Source organism: Yersinia intermedia (assembly GCF_900635455.1).
In the GTDB taxonomy this organism is placed as follows: domain Bacteria; phylum Pseudomonadota; class Gammaproteobacteria; order Enterobacterales; family Enterobacteriaceae; genus Yersinia; species Yersinia intermedia.
Map to the genome: position 1 here is coordinate 278057 of NZ_LR134116.1, position 20243 is coordinate 298299.

The window sequence follows — 20243 nt, forward strand, 5'->3', positions numbered from 1 at the left end:
GGTGTGAGCTGCAACTGCAATCAGCTTGGATATAATTGCCATTTTTCGCTATGTTTGTCTGAAAAATAGCCTTAATTGCCTTTATATGTGATTCGCATCACACTTAAAATGTATTTGTATAACTCATTTCTTTTGGCTAAGTGACCATCATCACGAAATGAAGTGGCGATTTTGAGTAAAGTATTTCTTTGCACCTCCCTACAACATCTCTCATGAAAGAGGAGTCTCACACATGGCTAAATCCGACGTTTTTCACTTGGGCCTGACTAAAAATGATCTGCAAGGGGCGACTCTGGCTATCGTTCCGGGTGATCCGCAGCGTGTTGAGAAAATCGCTAAATTGATGGATAACCCAGTACATCTGGCCTCTCATCGTGAATTTACTTCGTGGCGCGCCGAATTGGATGGCAAAGCGGTGATCGTCTGCTCAACGGGTATCGGTGGTCCATCGACGTCTATTGCGGTTGAAGAACTGGCACAGCTTGGTGTACGGACTTTCCTACGTATTGGTACCACTGGTGCTATTCAGCCACATATTAATGTTGGTGATGTGTTGGTTACCACCGCCGCCGTGCGTTTAGACGGTGCCAGCCTGCACTTTGCGCCGATGGAGTTCCCGGCAGTGGCTGATTTTACCTGTACCACCGCATTAGTTAATGCAGCCAAATCAGTGGGTGCGACTACCCATATTGGCGTGACGGCCTCTTCCGATACCTTCTATCCGGGGCAGGAGCGTTATGACACCTTCTCTGGCCGTGTGGTCAGCCGTTTTAAAGGCTCCATGGAAGAATGGCAATCTATGGGCGTGATGAATTATGAAATGGAATCTGCAACCTTGCTCACCATGTGTGCCAGCCAAGGTTTGCGTGCCGGCATGGTCGCAGGGGTAATTGTAAACCGTACCCAGCAAGAGATCCCAAACGAAGAAACCATGAAAGCGACTGAAAGTGACGCAGTGAAAATTGTGGTAGAAGCGGCGCGTCATTTGATCTAAGACCGCCATCTGAGCTAACAGCGACGATTGGCGAGTCAACAAACTGTCTGTTATCGGGTCAGTCTTCTGGCCCGTTTTTTATTTTTCCGGTTTATCTGCTAAGGTCATCACTCTTATAAAGAACAATAATAAGAGGAAAGTATGACGACAACTGCTCTATCTCATCCCTCCCTAATCCCACTTGATGGCGGTATTAATTTTCGTGATCTTGGCGGTAATCAGGCTGCTGACGGGCGGCGTATCAAGCGCGGATTGCTGTTTCGCTCAGGCGCACTCGACCGCTTAAGTGTGAGAGATTGTGATTTCCTCAGTAGCGGCTCGGTCGCTCAAATTCTTGATTATCGCGATGCCGATGAAGTTCAGGCTAAACCAGATGTGGTGTGGACTGGCGCCAGTTATCACAATATTCCGGCCAACCCGCTGAGCAGTGAAGTCAATGCCAATTTGGAAAAGCTGACTAACGAGACATTAGCGACATTTGATGCCCGTGGTTTTATGTTAGAGCTTTATCGCCGACTGCCTTTTAATAATCAAGCCTATAAACAACTGGTTGGGTTGTTGCAAAATTGTGCATCCCCAGAGCATGCTGCTGCGGGGGTGGTACAACATTGCGCGGTCGGGAAAGACCGTACTGGTATTGGTTCTGCGCTGGTGTTATTTGCCTTGGGGGCCGATGAAGCGACGGTATTGGAAGACTACCTATTGACCGAAACTACTCTGGCCCCTTTCCGTGAGCATATGCTGGCAGAGTTGGCACTCAAACTGAATGACCAAGCGTTAGGGCAATTCGCTTTTGTCTTATCGGCCAAAGAAGAGTTTATTCAAACTGCTCTGCGTAGTATTCAACAGCGTTATGGTAGTCGTGAACAGTGGTTGCAACAGGAGTTCGGCCTGGGTAGCGCTGAGCGCGGAAAGTTACAGTCCTATTTTTTAGAGTAGTCGTTTATCTACCCGCACTCTTGCTGATCTTTATAATATTGAGTCACCACTGGGTGGCTCTTTTTAACCGCTTAATGATACAAACTACCGCTTAACCAGATCGCTGATATTTCTCTTAGGGGCCAGGCGTATGTTAACGCCTGACAAATTCCCTGGAGAGAATGCTCATGCAACATGCGATTACCTTTGTTATCGCTTCAGCGTGTATCCTTATGATCTGCTACCGTTTATACGGTATCTTTTTTGTTCGTAAGGTACTGCGCGTCGATGACAGTGAAGTAACACCTTCCCACACCTTCGAAGATGGTAAAGATTACGTTCCAACTAAAAAATGGGTGAACTTTGGTAGCCACTTTGCGGCAATCGCTGCGGCTGGTCCATTGGTCGGCCCTGTGCTGGCAGCCCAATATGGTTATTTACCTGGGTTTCTGTGGCTGTTGATCGGTTGTGTGATCGGCGGCGCGGTTCACGATACGGTTGTTCTGTTTGCCTCCATGAAGCATCAGGGGAAATCCCTGTCTGAGGTGGCAAAATCAGAGCTTGGCCCTGTTGCTGGCTGGTGTACCGGTCTGGCAATGTTGTTCATCATCACTATTACCATGGCCGGCTTGTCGATGGTTGTGGTACATGCACTGGAACGTAACCCTTGGGGTACTTTCGCTGTGTTCATGACGATCCCTATCGCTATCTGCGTTGGCTTGTGGGAGCGCATGACCGGCAGCATGAAAGGCGCTTCTTATGTCGGTATCGCCGCTATCATGGTGTGTGTATTTGTCGGCCCTTATATTGAAGGAACCTGGTTGGGCGATTGGTTAATGCTGAAAGCTGATACCGTCAGTATCATCCTGCCAATGTACGCTTTCTTTGCGACCGCACTCCCTGTGTGGATGCTATTAACCCCTCGTGGTTACCTTTCCAGCTTTATGAAAATCGGTGTATTCGGTGCGTTGATTGTTGGGGTTGTATTTATTAACCCTGAGATTCAATTCCCGGCATTGACCCAGTTTATTCATGGTGGTGGCCCGGTTCTGGCAGGCCCAGTCTGGCCGTTTATCTCCATTACCATTGCCTGTGGTGCTATTTCTGGTTTCCATGCCTTTATCGGCTCAGGGACAACACCAAAACAGATCGACAAATGGAGTGATATCTTGCCAGTCGGCTTTGGTGCGATGCTGGCGGAATGTATGGTTGGGGTTATGGCCCTGATCGCAGCAACCTCCTTGCATCCTGCTGACTACTTTGCGATTAACTCTTCCGCTGAAGCCTGGAGCATGCTCGGCATGGACGTGGTTAACCTGCCAAAACTGAGCCAGGAAATTGGTCTGGATCTGTATGGTCGTACCGGTGGTGCGGTAACCTTAGCTGTTGGTATGACGGATATCTTCATTCGTGTGCCATGGTTCAGCAGTCTGGCGGCTTACTTCTTCCAATTTGTTGTTATGTTTGAAGCGGTATTTATTCTGACCGCTGTTGACTCCGGCACGCGTGTTGCTCGTTACCTGCTGCAAGACTTCTTGGGTGATATTTGGGCACCACTGAAACGTACTGATTGGTTACCGGGTACATTGGCATGTAGTGTTATTGCCTGTGCTTTGTGGGGTTACCTTCTTAATTCAGGTGATATCAACTCCGTCTGGGCGTTGTTCGGCGTATCAAACCAGTTAATGGCTTCTGTTGGTTTAATCATCGGTGCCACGATTATTCTGCGGTTGGCAACCAAGCGTATTTACATGCTGACCTGTGTTATTCCACTGGCCTATCTGTTTGTGACCGTAAACTATGCCGGTTACTGGATGATCACTCACGTGTATTTCAACTCAGCAGCGAAGGGCTACAATCTGTTCAATGGCATCATCTCGATTATTATGATGACTCTGGGCGTTATTATCCTGATATCAGCACTGAAAAAATGGCGTGAACTGTGGATCCGCCGCTCTGCCGAAATGGCTGGCAATAAAGTGGTGACAGCTAACGCCTGATCTCTCTGATTGATTGCATTAACCTGCATTCCTTGTTACTTGAAGTTGCAGCACAGTGAGTGGCGCTCACTTACACGAATCACTGACTTGAGCCAGATTATCAGGATTCGTTCGTTGGCAGCCGGGCTGTAACGGCAATGACCTTGGGTCTATAAACGGTCGGAATCTTCCGGCCGTTTATTTTTTGTTAAACAAAGATCGCGACACATTGGGTATGCTAATAGCAACTATGTTGCTAACAGAAAAATGCATATGACCCTGAATGATGTCATTACTATCGTTATCGATTTTGTTCGTGAACACGAGGCATGGGCGATTCCTATCGTCTTTATTCTGGCTTTTGGTGAGTCGCTCGTCTTTCTTTCTTTACTGCTACCTGCAACGGTTATCTTGCTCGGATTGGGGGCGCTAATCGGTGAAAGTGGTATCTCTTTCTGGCCAATTTGGGCCGCTGCTGCGGCAGGTGCTTTCTTTGGCGACTGGCTCTCCTATTGGGTTGGTGTCCATTACAAAGACCGAGTCGGCACTCTGTGGCCACTTTCCCGCAATCCTCAGTTACTCGTTCGTGGCCATGCATTCTTTGAGCGTTGGGGATTCTTTGGCGCGTTTATTGGCCGTTTCTTTGGCCCACTCCGTGCAGTTGTCCCTTTGGTTGCCGGTATCTGTACTATGCCAAAGTTCTATTTTCAGTTAGCCAATATCACTTCCGCTATAATTTGGGCCTTCGGTATTCTGGCTCCAGGTGCGTTCGGCATTCAATGGCTATCTCACTGGATAGATTAAGTCAGTAAGTGGCACGTCGCTCGTCAATGGATAGCTGTTTTAACCTATTTTGGGTCGCAAGGTGAGCGTTTTTTGGACTGTGTGTTATTTGTGCGCACAGCTTCGCAAGATAGCATGTAACGGAAAAACACTCTGGACATCCATACAGTATCCCCTTACCTTGACTGACAATAGGTTAATGGGGAGATAACCGTGGATATCAGTTTATTTTATGGGCTGGCGGGTTGCCTTATCGGTGGTCTTATTGGTTGGCTAATTGCTAGCTTGTACCAGCAGCGGAATAAAGCGCAGCAGGATATAGAACGGCGATTACTAGAGCAGGCCTTACAGCAGACACAGCAGGGTTCTGTCGAGCTACAGGCTGTTTTACAGCGTAACGAACAGCAATTACGGCAAGGTGAATTGGAACAACGTAATTTGCACAGCCAATTGGCGGCAAATGCTGAAAAACTGCAACAGTTGGCCCATTGGCGTAATGAATGTGATCAACTCAATCAAGAACTCCGCGCTCAAAGAGAAGTGAATAGCGCCCAAGAGGCGGAACTGCGCGAAGTCACTATCCGCCTGGAAGAAACGCGTCTGACTAGCGAGGAAAAACAGCGACTCCTCATTAACAGTGAACAGCGGCTGACCACACAATTCGAAAATCTGGCGAACCGCATCTTTGAACAAACTGGCCGTCGTGCGGACGAACAAAATAAACAAAGTCTGGACAGCCTATTACTGCCTTTACGGGAACAGTTGGATGGTTTCCGCCGTCAGGTTCAGGATAGCTTTGGACAGGAAGCCAGGGAGCGCCACACGCTGACCCATGAAATACGCAGTCTGCAACAATTGAATGCTCAAATGGCGAGGGAAGCACTAAACCTGACTAAGGCACTGAAAGGTGATAATAAAACGCAGGGGAACTGGGGTGAAGTCGTTCTGGCTAAAGTGCTTGAAGCTTCGGGGCTGCGTGAAGGTTATGAGTATCAAACGCAGGTGAGTGTAAAGCTTGATAGCAACAGCCGTATGCAGCCAGATGTCATTGTGCGCCTACCTCAGGGTAAAGATGTGGTGATTGACGCTAAAATGTCGTTGGTTGCATATGAACGCTATTTTAATAGCGAAGATGACGCAGAGCGGGAAGTCGCGCTGAATGAGCATTTATCGTCGCTGCGCGCCCATATTAGAATGTTGGGCCGTAAGGATTACCAGCAACTTCCGGGATTGCGGTCGCTTGATTATGTACTGATGTTCATTCCGGTTGAACCTGCTTTTCTGGTGGCCATTGACCGCCAGCCAGAGTTGATAAGTGAAGCACTACAGCACAATATTATGTTGGTTAGCCCGACAACATTGCTGGTGGCTTTGCGGACTATTACCAATTTATGGCGCTACGAACATCAAAGTCAGAATGCACAGCGTATTGCCGATAAAGCCGCCAAACTCTATGACAAGTTGCGCTTATTTGTTGATGACATGGAATCATTGGGGCAAAGCCTCGATAAAGCGCACCTAAGTTATCGTCAGGCAATGAACAAACTGTCGCAAGGCCGTGGTAACCTGATTGGGCAAGTAGAAAGTTTTCGCACACTGGGGGTCGAGGTAAAACGGCCTATTAGCCCATTACTGGCGGAAAGAGCCAGTGCTGAGCATCAACCAGAAGGCGATTTAGCGCTATCCGATGATGTTGAGTCAGAGACATATCCAAAGCAATCAGGATTACAGTAAGGCAACATGAGTGGCACCGCTGAGTTGACTTAAAATCAGTGAGTTGAGTGAGAGCCGCCAATGCCGCTGTCTCCTTGTGAGAGAAGGGTTTCAATGATTTGGCACCGCTGAAGTATCAGGGTTAGTTGCATGTTCCTCTTATGTATGATGTTGAGAAGACTGCGAATAAGTAGTTACCTTAATACCAGGTGAGGTGGGGCTTTCATCGGAGTTCTGGTACAATTCCTCGAAAGATTGACTGAAAAGCAGGCACAGAAAATGGTAGATCAGGAGAAGGAAACCACTCATTTTGGTTTCCGCACCGTAGCCAAAGAACAGAAAGAAGGCATGGTGGCAGAAGTATTTCATTCCGTAGCGGCCAAATATGATCTGATGAATGACCTGATGTCATTCGGCGTTCACCGTATTTGGAAGCGTTTTACCATTGACTGTAGTGGCGTTCGGCGCGGTCAACGGGTATTGGATCTCGCAGGTGGTACCGGAGATTTAACGGCCAAATTCTCTCGCCTTGTGGGTGAGCAGGGTGAAGTAGTTTTGGCTGATATCAACGAATCTATGTTGCGTATGGGTCGAGAAAAGCTACGTGACAAAGGCATTGTTGGTAATGTCAGTTATGTGCAAGCTAACGCAGAGGCTTTACCTTTCCCTGATAATTACTTTGATTGCATTACCATTTCATTCGGCTTGAGAAATGTGACCGAAAAAGAAAAGGCTCTGCGCTCTATGTTTCGGGTATTGAAGCCCGGTGGTCGTTTGTTAGTTCTTGAATTCTCCAAACCACTGCTCGAGCCTTTGAGCAAAGCCTATGATGCTTATTCCTTCCATATTTTGCCCAAAATTGGCGAACTTGTGGCTCAGGACTCTGAAAGTTACCGTTATTTAGCGGAGTCTATTCGGATGCACCCGGATCAAGAAACACTGAAAGGCATGATGATAGATGCCGGGTTTGAAAACGTAACCTATTCCAATTTAACCGGTGGCATTGTTGCGTTACATCGGGGCTTTAAGTTTTAACAGGAATATGGCTATGCCGCTAAAATCACTGATATTTAAATCCTTCTCACTGAAACCGATGTTGCTGTCGCAACTCATTACTGCCGCGATAGAAACGTCATTAAACAGTGTGCTATTTCGCGATAAAAGCATGAAGACAGCACGTTTACGCTTGGTGGGGAAAGTCCTGCGTATCGAGTTACGTGAGATCAATTTTCCTTTGCTGCTGGTATTCAGTGAGCGGCAGGTTGACGTGTTAAGTCAATGGGATGGTGATACGGATTGCATAGTTAAAACCGAAGTTGCTGTGCTGGCAAAACTGCGGGATCGCCAGCAACTTTCACCTTTGATGCGTAGCGGTGAACTGATTGTCGAAGGCGATATACAGGTGGTTCAGCAACTTGTCGCGCTTTTGGATCTCGCTGAGTGGGATCCGGCAGAGTGGCTGGCACCTTATATCGGTGATATTGCAGCGGAAACTATCGGGCAGGCGGTGCATAAAAGTAGCCATTTTCTCAGTGGACAATTGCGGCAACAGCAGCACTATCTGGCTGAAGCCATAACCGAAGAATGGAAAATGGCTCCAGCACCGCTGGAAGTGGTGTGGTTTAACGAAGAGGTTGATGCCACTGTTCGTGCAACTGAGGCATTAAATGCCAGATTGGCAACCATGGAGAAAAAACAATGACGCCAGGAGAACTTCGGCGCCTGTATCTAATTATTCGGGTTTTCTTGAGCTATGGGTTAGATGAGTTAATCCCGAATATCCGCCTGACGCTGCCACTACGTCTTGGCCGTCATCTGTTTTTCTGGTTGCCGAATCGAAATAAAGATAAGCCATTGGGTGAGCGCTTACGCCTTGCCTTGCAGGAGTTAGGGCCCGTTTGGATCAAATTTGGTCAGATGATGTCCACTCGCCGTGATCTCTTCCCACCGGCAATTGCTGATCAACTCGCTCTGTTACAAGACCGGGTTGCTCCATTTGATGGTGCGCTTGCGCGCAAGCATATTGAAATAGCGATGGGTGGCCCACTAGAAACCTGGTTTGACGATTTTGATCAGCAAGCACTCGCCTCTGCCTCAATTGCTCAGGTACATACGGCGCGTTTAAAAGAGAATGGTCAGGAAGTGGTTCTTAAAGTGATTCGTCCTGATATCTTGCCGATTATCAAAGCAGACGTGCGCTTGATGTACCGGTTGGCGGGCTGGGTACCCAAATTATTGCCTGATGGCCGTAGATTGCGTCCACGCGAAGTGGTGCGTGAATACGAAAAAACGCTGTTGGATGAGCTGAACCTGCTGCGTGAGGCAGCTAATGCTATTCAATTACGTCGTAATTTTGAAGACAGCCCAATGCTCTATATTCCCGAAGTCTATTCTGATTATTGCCGGGAAAGTGTATTGGTGATGGAGCGTATTTACGGCATTCCGGTATCTGATATTGCGGCTTTAGAAGACCAAGGCACCAATATGAAGTTGCTGGCCGAACGTGGGGTCCAGGTCTTCTTCACCCAAGTTTTTCGTGACAGTTTCTTCCATGCAGATATGCATCCAGGGAATATTTTTGTCAGCTATGAGCATCCTCATGATCCACTTTATATCGGTATTGACTGCGGTATTGTTGGCTCACTGAATAAAGCGGATAAACGTTATTTGGCCGAAAACTTTATTGCTTTCTTTAATAGGGACTATCGGCGGGTTGCTGAATTGCACGTTGATTCAGGTTGGGTTCCCCGTGATACCAATGTTGAGGATTTTGAGTTCGCTATCCGTACTGTTTGTGAACCTATTTTTGAAAAACCACTGGCTGAAATATCATTCGGGCATGTGTTGTTGAATCTCTTTAACACTGCGCGCCGCTTTAACATGGAAGTGCAGCCACAGTTGGTTCTGTTACAAAAAACCTTATTGTATGTCGAAGGCTTAGGGCGTCAGTTATATCCTCAGCTTGATCTCTGGACAACAGCGAAACCGTTCCTGGAAAGCTGGCTGCGGGATCAAGTCGGTCTGCCTGCTGTGATCCGAGCATTGAAAGAAAAAGCGCCTTTTTGGGCAGAAAAATTCCCTGAGTTGCCTGAACTGGTTTACGACAGCTTGCAGCAACATAAATTTTTACAGCAAAGTGTTGATAAACTGACTACTCAGATGCAAGGTCAGCAACAACGTCAGGGGCAGTCACGGTATTTGTTCGGCGTTGGCGCTACACTGTTAGTCAGTGGTACCATTTTATTTTTGGCTGATGCGGTAGAAATCTCTGCGGGGTTCATGATCGCAGGTGTGTTGGCCTGGTTTGTCGGTTGGCGACGAACCAGCTAATTTATTTATGGCTAAGAGTACCAATTAATAAACTAGGGCCTAGCTTAGGCGTTATGTCTGAGTGTTATGTAAAAGTTGTTCAAGAAGTCATTCATTAGTTAAAAAACGTTATGCGTGAGTTCAAAATGCGGTAAGTTAGATTAGTATCCAAAGGGGTTGTATGGCGTATAATGCGGCCCTCTGTGGAATAACCCCTGTAATATAGAGGTGAATGTGATGGGCGGTATAAGTATTTGGCAGTTGTTAATCATTGCCGTGATTGTTGTTCTGTTGTTTGGTACTAATAAACTGCGGACTTTGGGGTCAGATCTGGGTGCATCCATCAAAGGTTTTAAAAAGGCAATTGGTGATGATCCACAGACTCCTCCAACTAACGTTGATAAAACCAGCAACGATGCTGATTTTGCAAAATCAATTACTGAAAAACAGCAGCCGGTAGTTAAAGCTGAAGAGTCTAAGAGTCACGACAAAGAGCAGGGATAAGCTGTGTTCGACATCGGGTTTAGTGAGCTGCTGCTGGTACTCGTGATCGGCTTGGTCGTACTTGGGCCGGAAAGATTACCGGTTGCTGTAAGAACGGTGGCCGGTTGGATTCGTACACTGCGTTCACTGGCGGCAACAGTGCAAAACGAGTTGGCACAAGAACTTAAGATACAAGAGTTGCAAGACAGTCTAAAAAAAGCAGAGCAGGTTGGCTTGCAGAATCTGACACCAGAGCTGAAAGCTTCGATGGATGAACTTAAAGAAGCTGCAGAAGCGCTGAAACGTTCTTATCATTCTGACGTTAGTTCACCAGCACCACATACTATCCATAATCCGCTGGTGACTGAACCGGAAGCGATTCATGATGGTGCCACACCTGCTGAGTCAGCAACTCAAGCTTCGGCATTACCGCAAGTTCCTGATGTCGATAATATGGGTACGTCGGTTAAAGCTAAAGCTAACGTTGAAATTGCACCTGCTAGCGTTGAGAAACCCGTAGTTCAGGTTGAGGAATCTGTTAAGCCTGTTTCTATTGTCGCCGTGGATCCTGTGACTGTTACGAATCCACCCGTAACTAAGGTCAAAACTACCGCAACTGACTCCCATAGCACTGATTCATTCAGTGCTGAACAACCTCGAACTCACCAACCTGGCGGCGATCGGTAAACATGGCTGTTGATGATACCCAACCCCTAATCACTCATTTGATAGAACTGCGTAAGCGGCTATTGAATTGCATAATCACTATTTTGGTAGTTTTTTTGGTATTGGTATTTTTTGCCAATGATATTTATCACTTGGTATCAGCACCGTTAATCAAACAGTTGCCTGCTGGTGCCAGTATGATCGCAACAGATGTTGCATCGCCTTTCTTTACCCCAATTAAATTGACCATGATGGTATCGGTGTTTGTTTCAGCACCGATGATTCTTTATCAGGTGTGGGCATTCATTGCTCCAGCGTTGTATAAGCATGAACGTCGCCTGATGGTGCCACTGTTGATATCCAGTAGTCTGTTGTTTTATCTGGGTATGGCATTCGCCTACTTTGTGGTTTTCCCGTTAGCTTTTGGATTTTTTGCCAAAACTGCACCAGAAAGCGTGCTAATTGCCACTGATATCACTAAGTACCTCGATTTTGTTATGGCGCTCTTTATGGCTTTTGGTATTTCTTTTGAAGTTCCGATTGCGATAATTCTACTGTGCTGGGCTGGGGTAACAACACCTGAAGCATTGAAGAAAAAGCGCCCTTATGTGTTTGTTGGCGCTTTTGTTGTCGGCATGCTCCTCACCCCGCCAGATGTGCTGTCTCAGACATTATTAGCGATCCCGATGTATCTGTTATTTGAAATTGGGCTGTTCTTTGCTCGTTTTTATACGGGTAAACAACGTCGTGCTGATATTGACGAAGAGGATGAAGGGGCTGATAACCATCCGAAAGTACCTTAAATCTATGGGTATATGCCTTGATATTTTAGCCGCCCTTTGAGGCGGCTTCTGTTTTGGAACGCTCATGTTTGATATTGGTGTGAATTTAACCAGCTCGCAATTTGCTAAAGATTACTCACAGGTGGTCAGCAGAGCTAAAACGGCCGCAGTTACTGGTATGCTTATTACGGGTACTGATATTGAAGAAAGTCAGGCGGCACTTGAGCTTGCCCTTGCCTATCCTGGCTACTGCTGGTCAACTGCGGGTGTTCATCCCCATCAGGCGAGTCGTTGGCAAATAGATGTTGAGCAGCAAATCAGATCATTAGCAGCACATGCGGCAGTGGTTGCTATTGGTGAATGTGGGCTAGATTTTAATCGCAATTTCTCAACTCCGGCAGAACAAGAAATAGCATTTACCGCGCAACTGGCGTTGGCTGCCGAACTCGAATTGCCGGTGTTTTTACATTGCCGCGATGCTCATGAACGTTTCATTACCCTACTTGCGCCTTGGCTAGATAAACTCCCCGCGGCGGTTGTGCATTGCTTTACTGGCACGGCTGATGAGTTGGACTCTTGTCTGGCATTGGGCTTATCTATTGGTATTACCGGTTGGGTGTGTGATGAGCGCCGTGGCCTTGAGTTGCGGGCGTTACTGCCACGTATTCCTGTTCAGCAATTATTGCTGGAAACAGATGCCCCCTATTTATTGCCAAGGGATTTACATCCTAAGCCAGCATCCCGCCGCAATGAACCCTGCTTTCTACCCCATATCGTCCAGCAAGTTGCTGTCTGGCGACAAGAAGACCCTAAATGGCTGGGGCAGAAAACTGATGAAAACGCCCGCCGGATTTTCCGGTTGGTTTGAGTTAGGAGAACAAGATGAGCTATGCATTTCCGGGCACCTTCCCTGGTCGCCGTATGCGCCGTGTGCGCCGTCATGATTTCAGTCGTCGTCTGGTCGCAGAGAATCAACTGACAGTCAATGATCTGATCTATCCGGTATTTGTGATGGAGGGGACCAACCAGCAGCAAACCGTCCCTTCAATGCCGGGTGTTTCGCGTATGACGATCGATCTGCTAGTGAAAGAAGCTGAGGCCATAGCGAAGCTAGGTGTGCCGGTCATATCGCTGTTTCCAGTTATTGAATCTGGCTTGAAATCATTACATGCCGAAGAAGCCTATAACCCGGATGGCTTGGTACAAAGAACCGTGCGTGCGTTAAAGGACGCAGTACCAGAGTTAGGTATCCTTACTGATGTCGCTCTCGATCCTTATACAACCCACGGGCAAGATGGGGTGATTGATGCCGATGGCTATGTCATCAATGACATTACTAAAGAGATTTTAGTCCGTCAGGCGTTATCACATGCCGAGGCCGGTGCCGAGATTGTCGCGCCAAGCGATATGATGGATGGCCGCATCGGTGCTGTGCGCGATCAGTTAGAGCTACAAGGGTTTGTGAACACGCAAATCATGGCCTATTCAGCGAAATATGCGTCTTGCTACTATGGCCCATTCCGAGATGCCATTGGCTCTAGCAGTAATCTGAAAGGTGGGAATAAGAAAACCTATCAGATGGATCCCGCTAACAGTGATGAGGCTCTACAAGAGATTGCTCAGGACTTGCAGGAAGGTGCTGACATGGTGATGGTTAAACCAGGAATGCCATATTTGGATGTGGTACGTAGGGTGAAAGATACCTTTGGCGTGCCAACCTTCGCCTATCAGGTGTCAGGTGAATATGCTATGCATATGGCGGCCTTCCAGAATGGCTGGTTGCAAGAGAAACCAACCGTTATGGAGTCTCTGTTGTGCTTTAAGCGAGCCGGTGCTGATGGGGTATTAACTTATTTCGCCAAGCAAGTCGCACAATGGCTACATGACGATCATATGCAACGTTAAGCTACAAGGATGGTTGTTGATAAGGTAGGTACCGAGCGTGCCTACCTTGGCAGATATATTATTGCTTTTCGAATTGGCGATTATCCAAACTTTGCATCACCTGGCTATTAAGCATATTCAGTAACAACATTGAACGCGCTTCACCGTCTGGTTCAGTATAAATCGCCTGTAACCCGGCAAAAACACCCTCAATGATCGTCACGATATCACCTGGAACCGGCACTTCTGGGGCAATGATTTTATCCATCGTATGGGATTGCATCTCGGCAATAACAATTGCTGGGATTACTGCGGGTTGTGCGCCAAAACGAACGAAATGGCTTACACCACGAGTTGCACTGATTGTTGTGGTGTGAATATATTCAGGATCGAACTCCACAAACAGATAGTTAGGGAATAGTGCCTCACTTGCCTCGATACGTTTCCCACGCACTATCTTTTCGATAGTCACTATCGGTGTCCAGCAATTCACTGTTTGCCGTTCTAAATGTTCCTTGGCGCGCAAAAGCTGACCACGTTTACAATATAATAAATGCCAGTGTTTCATAAATTCACATGCCCTTGGGTACTACTTGGCAGCATAGCAAAAGTATGGGGATATATATAGTGAGGAAGAATACATCAACTCGGTGTATATAGTTTGTGATACAAAGATTTAGTCTACTTTATATCGACAAAATCAGGGTTGTACTGGTGATAATTAGCTATAAATTGCAATGAGATACTTTTTTGAGTGAGCCTGTATTCATTTTTAACAAAAAGACAGCAACTGCTATAAAGACAGCCTATAATGGCGCATTACATAGCCGCCGAAATGATCAGCATGAAATACCGTGACTTACGTGACTTCCTCTCGTTGCTGGAACAGAGGGGTGAACTTAAACGTATTAGCCAGCCCATTGATCCCTATCTGGAAATGACAGAAATTGCCGATCGTACCTTACGAGCCGGTGGGCCTGCGTTACTGTTTGAAAACCCTAAGGGCTACACGATGCCCGTATTGTGTAACTTGTTTGGCACGGCCAAACGGGTCGCCATGGGCATGGGGCAAGAAGACGTCAGCGCACTGAGAGATGTCGGCAAGTTGTTGGCTTTCCTGAAAGAACCAGATCCACCGAAAGGTTTCCGTGATTTATTCGATAAACTGCCGAAATTTAAGCAAGTATTGAATATGCCAACGAAATGCCTAAGTTCGGCCCCTTGTCAGGAGCAAGTTTGGCAGGGTGATGATGTCGATCTTAGCCGCATTCCGGTTATGCATTGCTGGCCTGAGGATGCCGCTCCGTTGGTGTCATGGGGGCTGACTATTACGCGTGGCCCGCACAAAGAGCGCCAAAACCTGGGTATCTACCGCCAACAAGTGTTGGGTAAAAACAGATTAATTATGCGCTGGTTATCCCATCGTGGTGGGGCTTTGGACTATCAAGAGTGGTGTGAAGCACACCCTGGTGAACGTTTCCCTGTTGCCGTCGCCTTGGGCGCAGATCCTGCAACTATTCTGGCCGCAGTAACTCCGGTACCCGATACACTGTCTGAATATGCTTTTGCCGGTTTGTTGCGTGGGCACAAAACAGAGGTTGTAAAGTGTCTTTCCAACTCGCTTGAAGTTCCTGCGAGTGCAGAAATTGTATTGGAAGGATATATTGAGCAGGGTGATATGGCACCAGAAGGCCCTTATGGTGACCATACAGGTTATTATAATGAGATAGATAGCTTCCCTGTTTTTACTGTTACACATATTACCCAGCGCAAAGATGCCATTTACCATTCCACCTATACTGGCCGTCCACCGGATGAACCTGCGGTGATGGGGGTTGCGCTGAATGAAGTGTTTGTTCCTATTTTACAAAAGCAATTCCCGGAAATTGTTGATTTCTATCTACCACCCGAGGGGTGCTCATATCGGCTGGCAGTAGTAACCATCAAGAAACAATATGCGGGGCATGCCAAACGCGTGATGATGGGTGTTTGGTCGTTTTTACGTCAGTTTATGTATACAAAATTTGTTATTGTTTGTGATGATGATATTAATGCACGTGATTGGAATGATGTCATTTGGGCAATTACGACCCGGATGGATCCATCCCGCGATACGGTGTTGATTGAAAATACACCAATAGATTATTTGGATTTCGCTTCACCGGTTTCCGGTTTAGGATCGAAAATGGGGCTGGATGCCACCAACAAGTGGCCTGCTGAGACTCCGCGTGAATGGGGCCGTCCGATTAAAATGGATGAAGACGTTCGCGCCCGTGTTGATGCTATTTGGGATGAACTCGCCATTTTCAGTGGCAAAGAGACGAAACGCTAACCGGCGTCGATTTTGTCCTTGGTTTTGCATTTGATGACCCGACAGAGGGAAGGCATGACAACTTTAAGCTGTAAAGTAACCTCCGTAGAGGCCATTACCGATACGGTGTACCGGGTGCAATTGGTGCCTGCATCTGCGTTTTCTTTCCGTGCTGGGCAGTATTTGATGGTAGTAATGGACGAGCGTGATAAACGCCCATTCTCTATGGCATCCACGCCGTTGCAGCAAGATTTCATCGAACTGCATATCGGGGCGTCGGAACTGAATCTGTACGCCATGGCAGTGATGGACCGTATTCTGAAAGAGAAAACGCTGGATGTGGATATTCCTCACGGGGAAGCATGGTTCCGTGAGGGCAGTAAACGCCCACTGGTCCTGATTGCTGGCGGTACCGGTTTTTCCTATGCGCGCTCAATTTTATTGGCAGCATTAGCGGAGCAACCTGATCGCGAAGTGTCTATCTATTGGGGTGGGCGCGAAGCCGTACATCTGTATGACCTAAACGAGTTGGAAGCGCTGTCAATTAAGTATCCACAGTTGAAAGTTATCCCGGTGGTAGAACAACCGGAAGACGGGTGGCGTGGCCGTACCGGAACGGTATTGAGTGCGGTATTGCAAGATTATGGCTCACTCGCTGAACAAGATATCTATATCGCTGGTCGTTTTGAAATGGCTAAAATCGCTCGTGAGCGTTTTTGTGCTGAACGCGGCGCGCAGGAAGCTTATATCTTTGGTGATGCTTTCGCTTTTATCTAAGTAAAACACTAGATAAAAAAAACCCGCCCCTGACAGGCGGGAAAACGGCAACTAAACACCAGGTACAGCGGTTATAAGGGCCTGTATTCAGGCCCTTAATATCTTTCAGATTAATTCGTTTGGACGTTACACGCGTTCAAAAATGGTCGCAATGCCTTGGCCTAAACCGATACACATGGTTGCCAGACCGAACTGCACGTCACGGCGCTCCATCAGATTAAGTAAGGTGGTAGAGATACGGGCACCTGAACAACCCAGTGGATGGCCTAATGCAATAGCGCCGCCATTCAGGTTCACTTTGTCATCCATGCTTTCCAGCAGGCCCAACCCTTTCAAGCAAGCCAGCGACTGAGCTGCAAACGCTTCATTTAATTCAAATAACCCAATATCTTTCAAGGTTAGCCCAGCACGTTTTAATGCCAATTGGCTAGCGGGGACGGGGCCATAACCCATGATCGATGGATCGCAACCCACCACAGCCATTGAGCGAATACGGGCACGCGGTTTTAACCCTAATGATTTAGCTCGGGATTCGCTCATGATAAGCATGGCAGAAGCACCGTCGGATAATGCAGATGATGTTGCGGCAGTTACCGTGCCATTGACCGGATCAAAGGCTGGGCGCAGTGCTGCCAAACCTGCGAGGTTAGTTTCCGGGCGAATAACTTCATCGAAATCAAAACGTTTCAGAATACCATCAGCATCATGCCCATTGGTGGCGACAATCTCTTTGGCGAAGTGGCCCGCCTGAGTAGCGGCATAAGCACGTTGGTGAGAGCGAACAGCAAATTCATCTTGAGCTTGGCGGCTGATGTTGTGGATTTTTGCCAGCATTTCAGCGGTTAATCCCATCATCCCTGCGGCTTTAGCCACTGTGCGGCCCATACCCGGATGGAAGTCCACACCGTGACTCATTGGCACATGGCCCATATGCTCTACGCCACCAATCAAACTGATTTGTGCATCACCCACCATGATGGCTCTTGCACCATCATGTAAAGCTTGCATTGATGAACCACACAGGCGGTTAACAGTAACGGCCGGTACGCTATGGGGGATTTCTGCCAGTAAAGAAGCATTGCGGGCAATGTTAAAACCCTGCTCCAACGTCTGCTGCACACAACCCCAATAGATATCGTCAATTTCTGCCGCGTTTAGTCCAGGATTGCGGCTAAGAACTTCACGCATTAAGTGAGCAGAGAGATCTTCAGCCCGTACTTGACGGAATGCGCCCCCTTTGGAGCGGCCCATCGGTGTACGTACGGCATCAATAATGACTACATTTTCCATATTTTCAGACCTCATGCCGGTTGACTGGTAGAAACATCAAGCAGCGCTGCTGCCACAGGATAATAGCTTTCGTTGTGTTCAGCTTTGGCTCTCAGCCCTGCGGGGACTTGATACAGCGCGCCAAGGTGAGCATAGCGCTGGGCCATTTCGACATAGTTTGTACTGCCGATAGTATCAAGATAACGGAACACGCCCCCGTGGAAAGGAGGGAAGCCAAGACCATATACCAACGCCATATCACCTTCGGCTGGGCTGGCAATAATGCCTTCTTCCAGGCATCGCACCACTTCATTGATCATCGGTATCATGGTGCGGGCAATAATATCGTCGTCACTGTATTTCTGAATCGGTTGGCTAACTGTTGCCAGCAAGTTATCCACGATTTCGTCATTTTCTTTACGCGGCTTACCTTTTGCATCTTGGGTATAACGGTAGAAGCCTTGGCCATTTTTTTGGCCAAATCGTTGGTTATCGAACATCACGTCAACCGCATCGCGATAATCTTTGTTCATCCGCTCAGGGAAGCCAACTGCCATCACGGCTTGTGCATGGTGTGCGGTATCAATACCCACGACATCTAGCAGATACGCAGGTCCCATCGGCCAGCCAAACTGTTTTTCCATCACTTTATCAATTTGGCGGAAGTCAGCACCGTCTCTAACCAACATGCCAAACCCAGCCAGATAAGGGAACAACACGCGGTTAACGAAGAAGCCTGGGCAATCATTAACCACGATTGGTGTTTTACCCATTTGTGTGGCGTATGCCACCACCGCAGCAATGGTTTTATCTGAGGTTTTGCTGCCACGAATGATTTCAACCAATGGCATGCGGTGCACGGGGTTGAAGAAGTGCATACCGCAGAAATTCTCAGGGCGTTTAAGTGATTTTGCGAGTTGGTCGATAGGGATTGTAGAGGTATTAGAAGCAAGCACCGTATCTTCACCGATCAGTGCTTCTGCCTCTGCCAGCACCGCCGCTTTGATTTTGGGATTTTCCACTACCGCTTCCACAATGACCTGAGCACGCTCAATGCCGCTGTAATTCAGCGTGGGTTGGATAGTTGCTAAAATGTTTGCCATTTTTAGGCCATCCACTTTGCCGCGTTCCAACTGTTTATTCAGTAACTTGGCCGCTTCATTCATCCCCAGAGCCAGAGATTTGTCATTAATATCCTTCATAATGACTGGCACACCTTTCAGCGCTGACTGATAGGCAATCCCACCCCCCATAATCCCGGCACCCAGTACTGCGGCCTGTGTTGGTGCACTGACACCTTTGGACAGTTTTTTAGCCTGTCCTTTAACAAATTGGTCGTTGAGGAATATCCCAACTAACGCACGCGCTTCATTGGAACCTGCCAACGGGACAAAACTGTTGGTTTCCAGTTTCAATGCTTCAGCCCGACCAAGTTTAGCGGCGGCTTCGATCGTTTTTACTGCGACCAGTGGTGCTGGGTAGTGCTTTCCGGCCACTTGCATCACCATGCCTTTGGCGATGGTAAAGCACATAGCAGCTTCGGTTGAATTGAGTTTCAATGGGTCAAGTTTCGGCTGACGCGCGGCTTTCCAATCCAGCTTGCCGTCAATCGCCTGTTTCAGCATGATTAGGGCGGCATCTGCCAGCTTTTCAGGGGCGACAACAGCATCAACCAAACCAATTTTTAATGCTTCAGCAGCACTCACGTCTTTGCCCGCGGCAATGATTTCTAATGCACTGTCTGCACCTAACAAACGCGGTAAACGAACTGAACCGCCAAAGCCAGGCATGATGCCCAACTTGGTTTCCGGCAAGCCGATCCGTGTTTCTGGGGAGGCAACACGGAAATCTGTGGCCAGAATACATTCACATCCACCACCTAATGCATATCCATTGATTGCAGAAATGGTCGGGACTGGTAAGTCTTCCAGACGGTTGAAAATATCATTAGCAAAAACCAACCACTGGTGCAGCTTTTCTGGTGGGGCATTAAACAGGGATAAAAACTCGGTGATATCGGCACCGACAATAAAGGCCGCTTTGGCAGAACGCAACAGCAACCCTTTGAGTTCGCTTTGTTTCTCTAACACCGCCAGGGCTTCACCCAGATTGGCTACAGTTTTAGTATCCAGCTTATTTACTGAACCCGGTGCATCAAACACCAACTCGGCAATGCCGTTGTCCAACCAGTGAAGCTGTAGTGTTTCGCTTTGGTAGAGCATATCTATCTCCTGAATAAGCGCATGTGATCTGGTATGACCAGATATTCAGGAAGTGTGGATATTTTGTTAATAAAATGCAAACAAGAGATTGATTTTTTGCAGTGAAGATCACAGTCATTCAGATGGGTTAATTGATTTTTATCATGTTTATTC

Annotated in this window: 18 protein-coding genes; 15 read left to right on the plus strand and 3 right to left on the minus strand. The window is 47.6% G+C overall.

The annotated features are described in order from the left end of the window. The first annotated feature begins 232 nt into the window (after positions 1 to 232). From udp to hemB, 13 genes are all read left to right on the plus strand, one after another. Entirely contained in the window at positions 233 to 994 is a 762-nt protein-coding gene (udp, locus tag EL015_RS01310) for a uridine phosphorylase (protein ID WP_005187884.1), read from the plus strand. 141 nt (positions 995 to 1135) lie between these two features. Next, positions 1136 to 1933, plus strand: coding sequence for a tyrosine-protein phosphatase (locus EL015_RS01315; protein WP_005187881.1), 798 nt, complete (start codon positions 1136 to 1138; stop codon positions 1931 to 1933). A gap of 167 nt (positions 1934 to 2100) precedes the next feature. Continuing rightward, positions 2101 to 3912 carry a carbon starvation CstA family protein gene (locus EL015_RS01320; protein WP_032906877.1) on the plus strand — a complete coding sequence of 604 codons (1812 nt, stop codon included), beginning with the start codon at positions 2101 to 2103 and terminating at the stop codon, positions 3910 to 3912. Between the two features lie 252 nt (positions 3913 to 4164). Then, the gene (locus EL015_RS01325) at positions 4165 to 4695 is read left to right on the plus strand and encodes a DedA family protein (RefSeq protein ID WP_005187875.1); all 531 of its coding nucleotides are present in this window, start codon (positions 4165 to 4167) and stop codon (positions 4693 to 4695) included. Between the two features lie 192 nt (positions 4696 to 4887). Further along, entirely contained in the window at positions 4888 to 6408 is a 1521-nt protein-coding gene (gene rmuC / locus EL015_RS01330; RefSeq protein ID WP_005187872.1) for a DNA recombination protein RmuC, read from the plus strand. A gap of 258 nt (positions 6409 to 6666) precedes the next feature. Next, positions 6667 to 7422: a bifunctional demethylmenaquinone methyltransferase/2-methoxy-6-polyprenyl-1,4-benzoquinol methylase UbiE gene (gene ubiE / locus EL015_RS01335; protein WP_025379853.1), complete on the plus strand. Its 756-nt coding sequence runs from the start codon at positions 6667 to 6669 to the stop codon at positions 7420 to 7422. A 13-nt stretch (positions 7423 to 7435) separates the two neighbouring features. Continuing rightward, positions 7436 to 8089: a ubiquinone biosynthesis protein UbiJ gene (gene ubiJ, locus EL015_RS01340; protein WP_032906876.1), complete on the plus strand. Its 654-nt coding sequence runs from the start codon at positions 7436 to 7438 to the stop codon at positions 8087 to 8089. Next, positions 8086 to 9717 (plus strand): ubiquinone biosynthesis regulatory protein kinase UbiB, encoded by a 1632-nt coding sequence (gene ubiB / locus EL015_RS01345; protein ID WP_032906874.1) that lies wholly within the window; start codon positions 8086 to 8088, stop codon positions 9715 to 9717. Before ubiJ ends, ubiB begins: the two co-directional genes overlap by 4 nt. 216 nt (positions 9718 to 9933) lie before the next feature. Next, entirely contained in the window at positions 9934 to 10200 is a 267-nt protein-coding gene (gene tatA, locus EL015_RS01350) for a Sec-independent protein translocase subunit TatA (RefSeq protein ID WP_032906873.1), read from the plus strand. Positions 10201 to 10203: 3 nt separating this feature from the next. After that, the gene (gene tatB, locus EL015_RS01355) at positions 10204 to 10866 is read left to right on the plus strand and encodes a Sec-independent protein translocase protein TatB (protein WP_032906871.1); all 663 of its coding nucleotides are present in this window, start codon (positions 10204 to 10206) and stop codon (positions 10864 to 10866) included. Between the two features lie 2 nt (positions 10867 to 10868). Beyond that, complete coding sequence (gene tatC / locus EL015_RS01360; RefSeq protein ID WP_005187846.1) at positions 10869 to 11648, plus strand: Sec-independent protein translocase subunit TatC; 780 nt, start codon at positions 10869 to 10871, stop codon at positions 11646 to 11648. 64 nt (positions 11649 to 11712) lie between these two features. Further along, complete coding sequence (tatD, locus tag EL015_RS01365; RefSeq protein WP_005187843.1) at positions 11713 to 12495, plus strand: 3'-5' ssDNA/RNA exonuclease TatD; 783 nt, start codon at positions 11713 to 11715, stop codon at positions 12493 to 12495. Between the two features lie 14 nt (positions 12496 to 12509). Beyond that, positions 12510 to 13532 carry a porphobilinogen synthase gene (gene hemB / locus EL015_RS01370; RefSeq protein WP_005187839.1) on the plus strand — a complete coding sequence of 341 codons (1023 nt, stop codon included), beginning with the start codon at positions 12510 to 12512 and terminating at the stop codon, positions 13530 to 13532. Positions 13533 to 13590: 58 nt separating this feature from the next. On the opposite strand, the gene rfaH is transcribed toward hemB, so the two are convergent. Next, complete coding sequence (rfaH, locus tag EL015_RS01375) at positions 13591 to 14079, minus strand: transcription/translation regulatory transformer protein RfaH (protein ID WP_005187835.1); 489 nt, start codon at positions 14077 to 14079, stop codon at positions 13591 to 13593. A 267-nt stretch (positions 14080 to 14346) separates the two neighbouring features. Between rfaH and ubiD the strand changes: the two genes are divergently transcribed. Together ubiD and fre are read left to right on the plus strand one after the other, a co-directional pair. Beyond that, a complete protein-coding gene (gene ubiD, locus EL015_RS01380; RefSeq protein WP_005187824.1) occupies positions 14347 to 15843 on the plus strand; it encodes a 4-hydroxy-3-polyprenylbenzoate decarboxylase in 1497 nt (498 codons plus the stop codon). Between the two features lie 54 nt (positions 15844 to 15897). Then, a complete protein-coding gene (gene fre / locus EL015_RS01385) occupies positions 15898 to 16599 on the plus strand; it encodes an NAD(P)H-flavin reductase (RefSeq protein WP_032906870.1) in 702 nt (233 codons plus the stop codon). A 126-nt stretch (positions 16600 to 16725) separates the two neighbouring features. Here the strand turns inward: fre and fadA are convergent, their stop codons facing one another. After that, positions 16726 to 17889, minus strand: a complete 1164-nt coding sequence (gene fadA / locus EL015_RS01390) for an acetyl-CoA C-acyltransferase FadA (protein WP_005187819.1) — start codon at positions 17887 to 17889, stop codon at positions 16726 to 16728. 11 nt (positions 17890 to 17900) lie between these two features. Then, a complete protein-coding gene (gene fadB, locus EL015_RS01395) occupies positions 17901 to 20090 on the minus strand; it encodes a fatty acid oxidation complex subunit alpha FadB (RefSeq protein ID WP_005187816.1) in 2190 nt (729 codons plus the stop codon). Between the last annotated feature and the right edge of the window lie 153 nt (positions 20091 to 20243).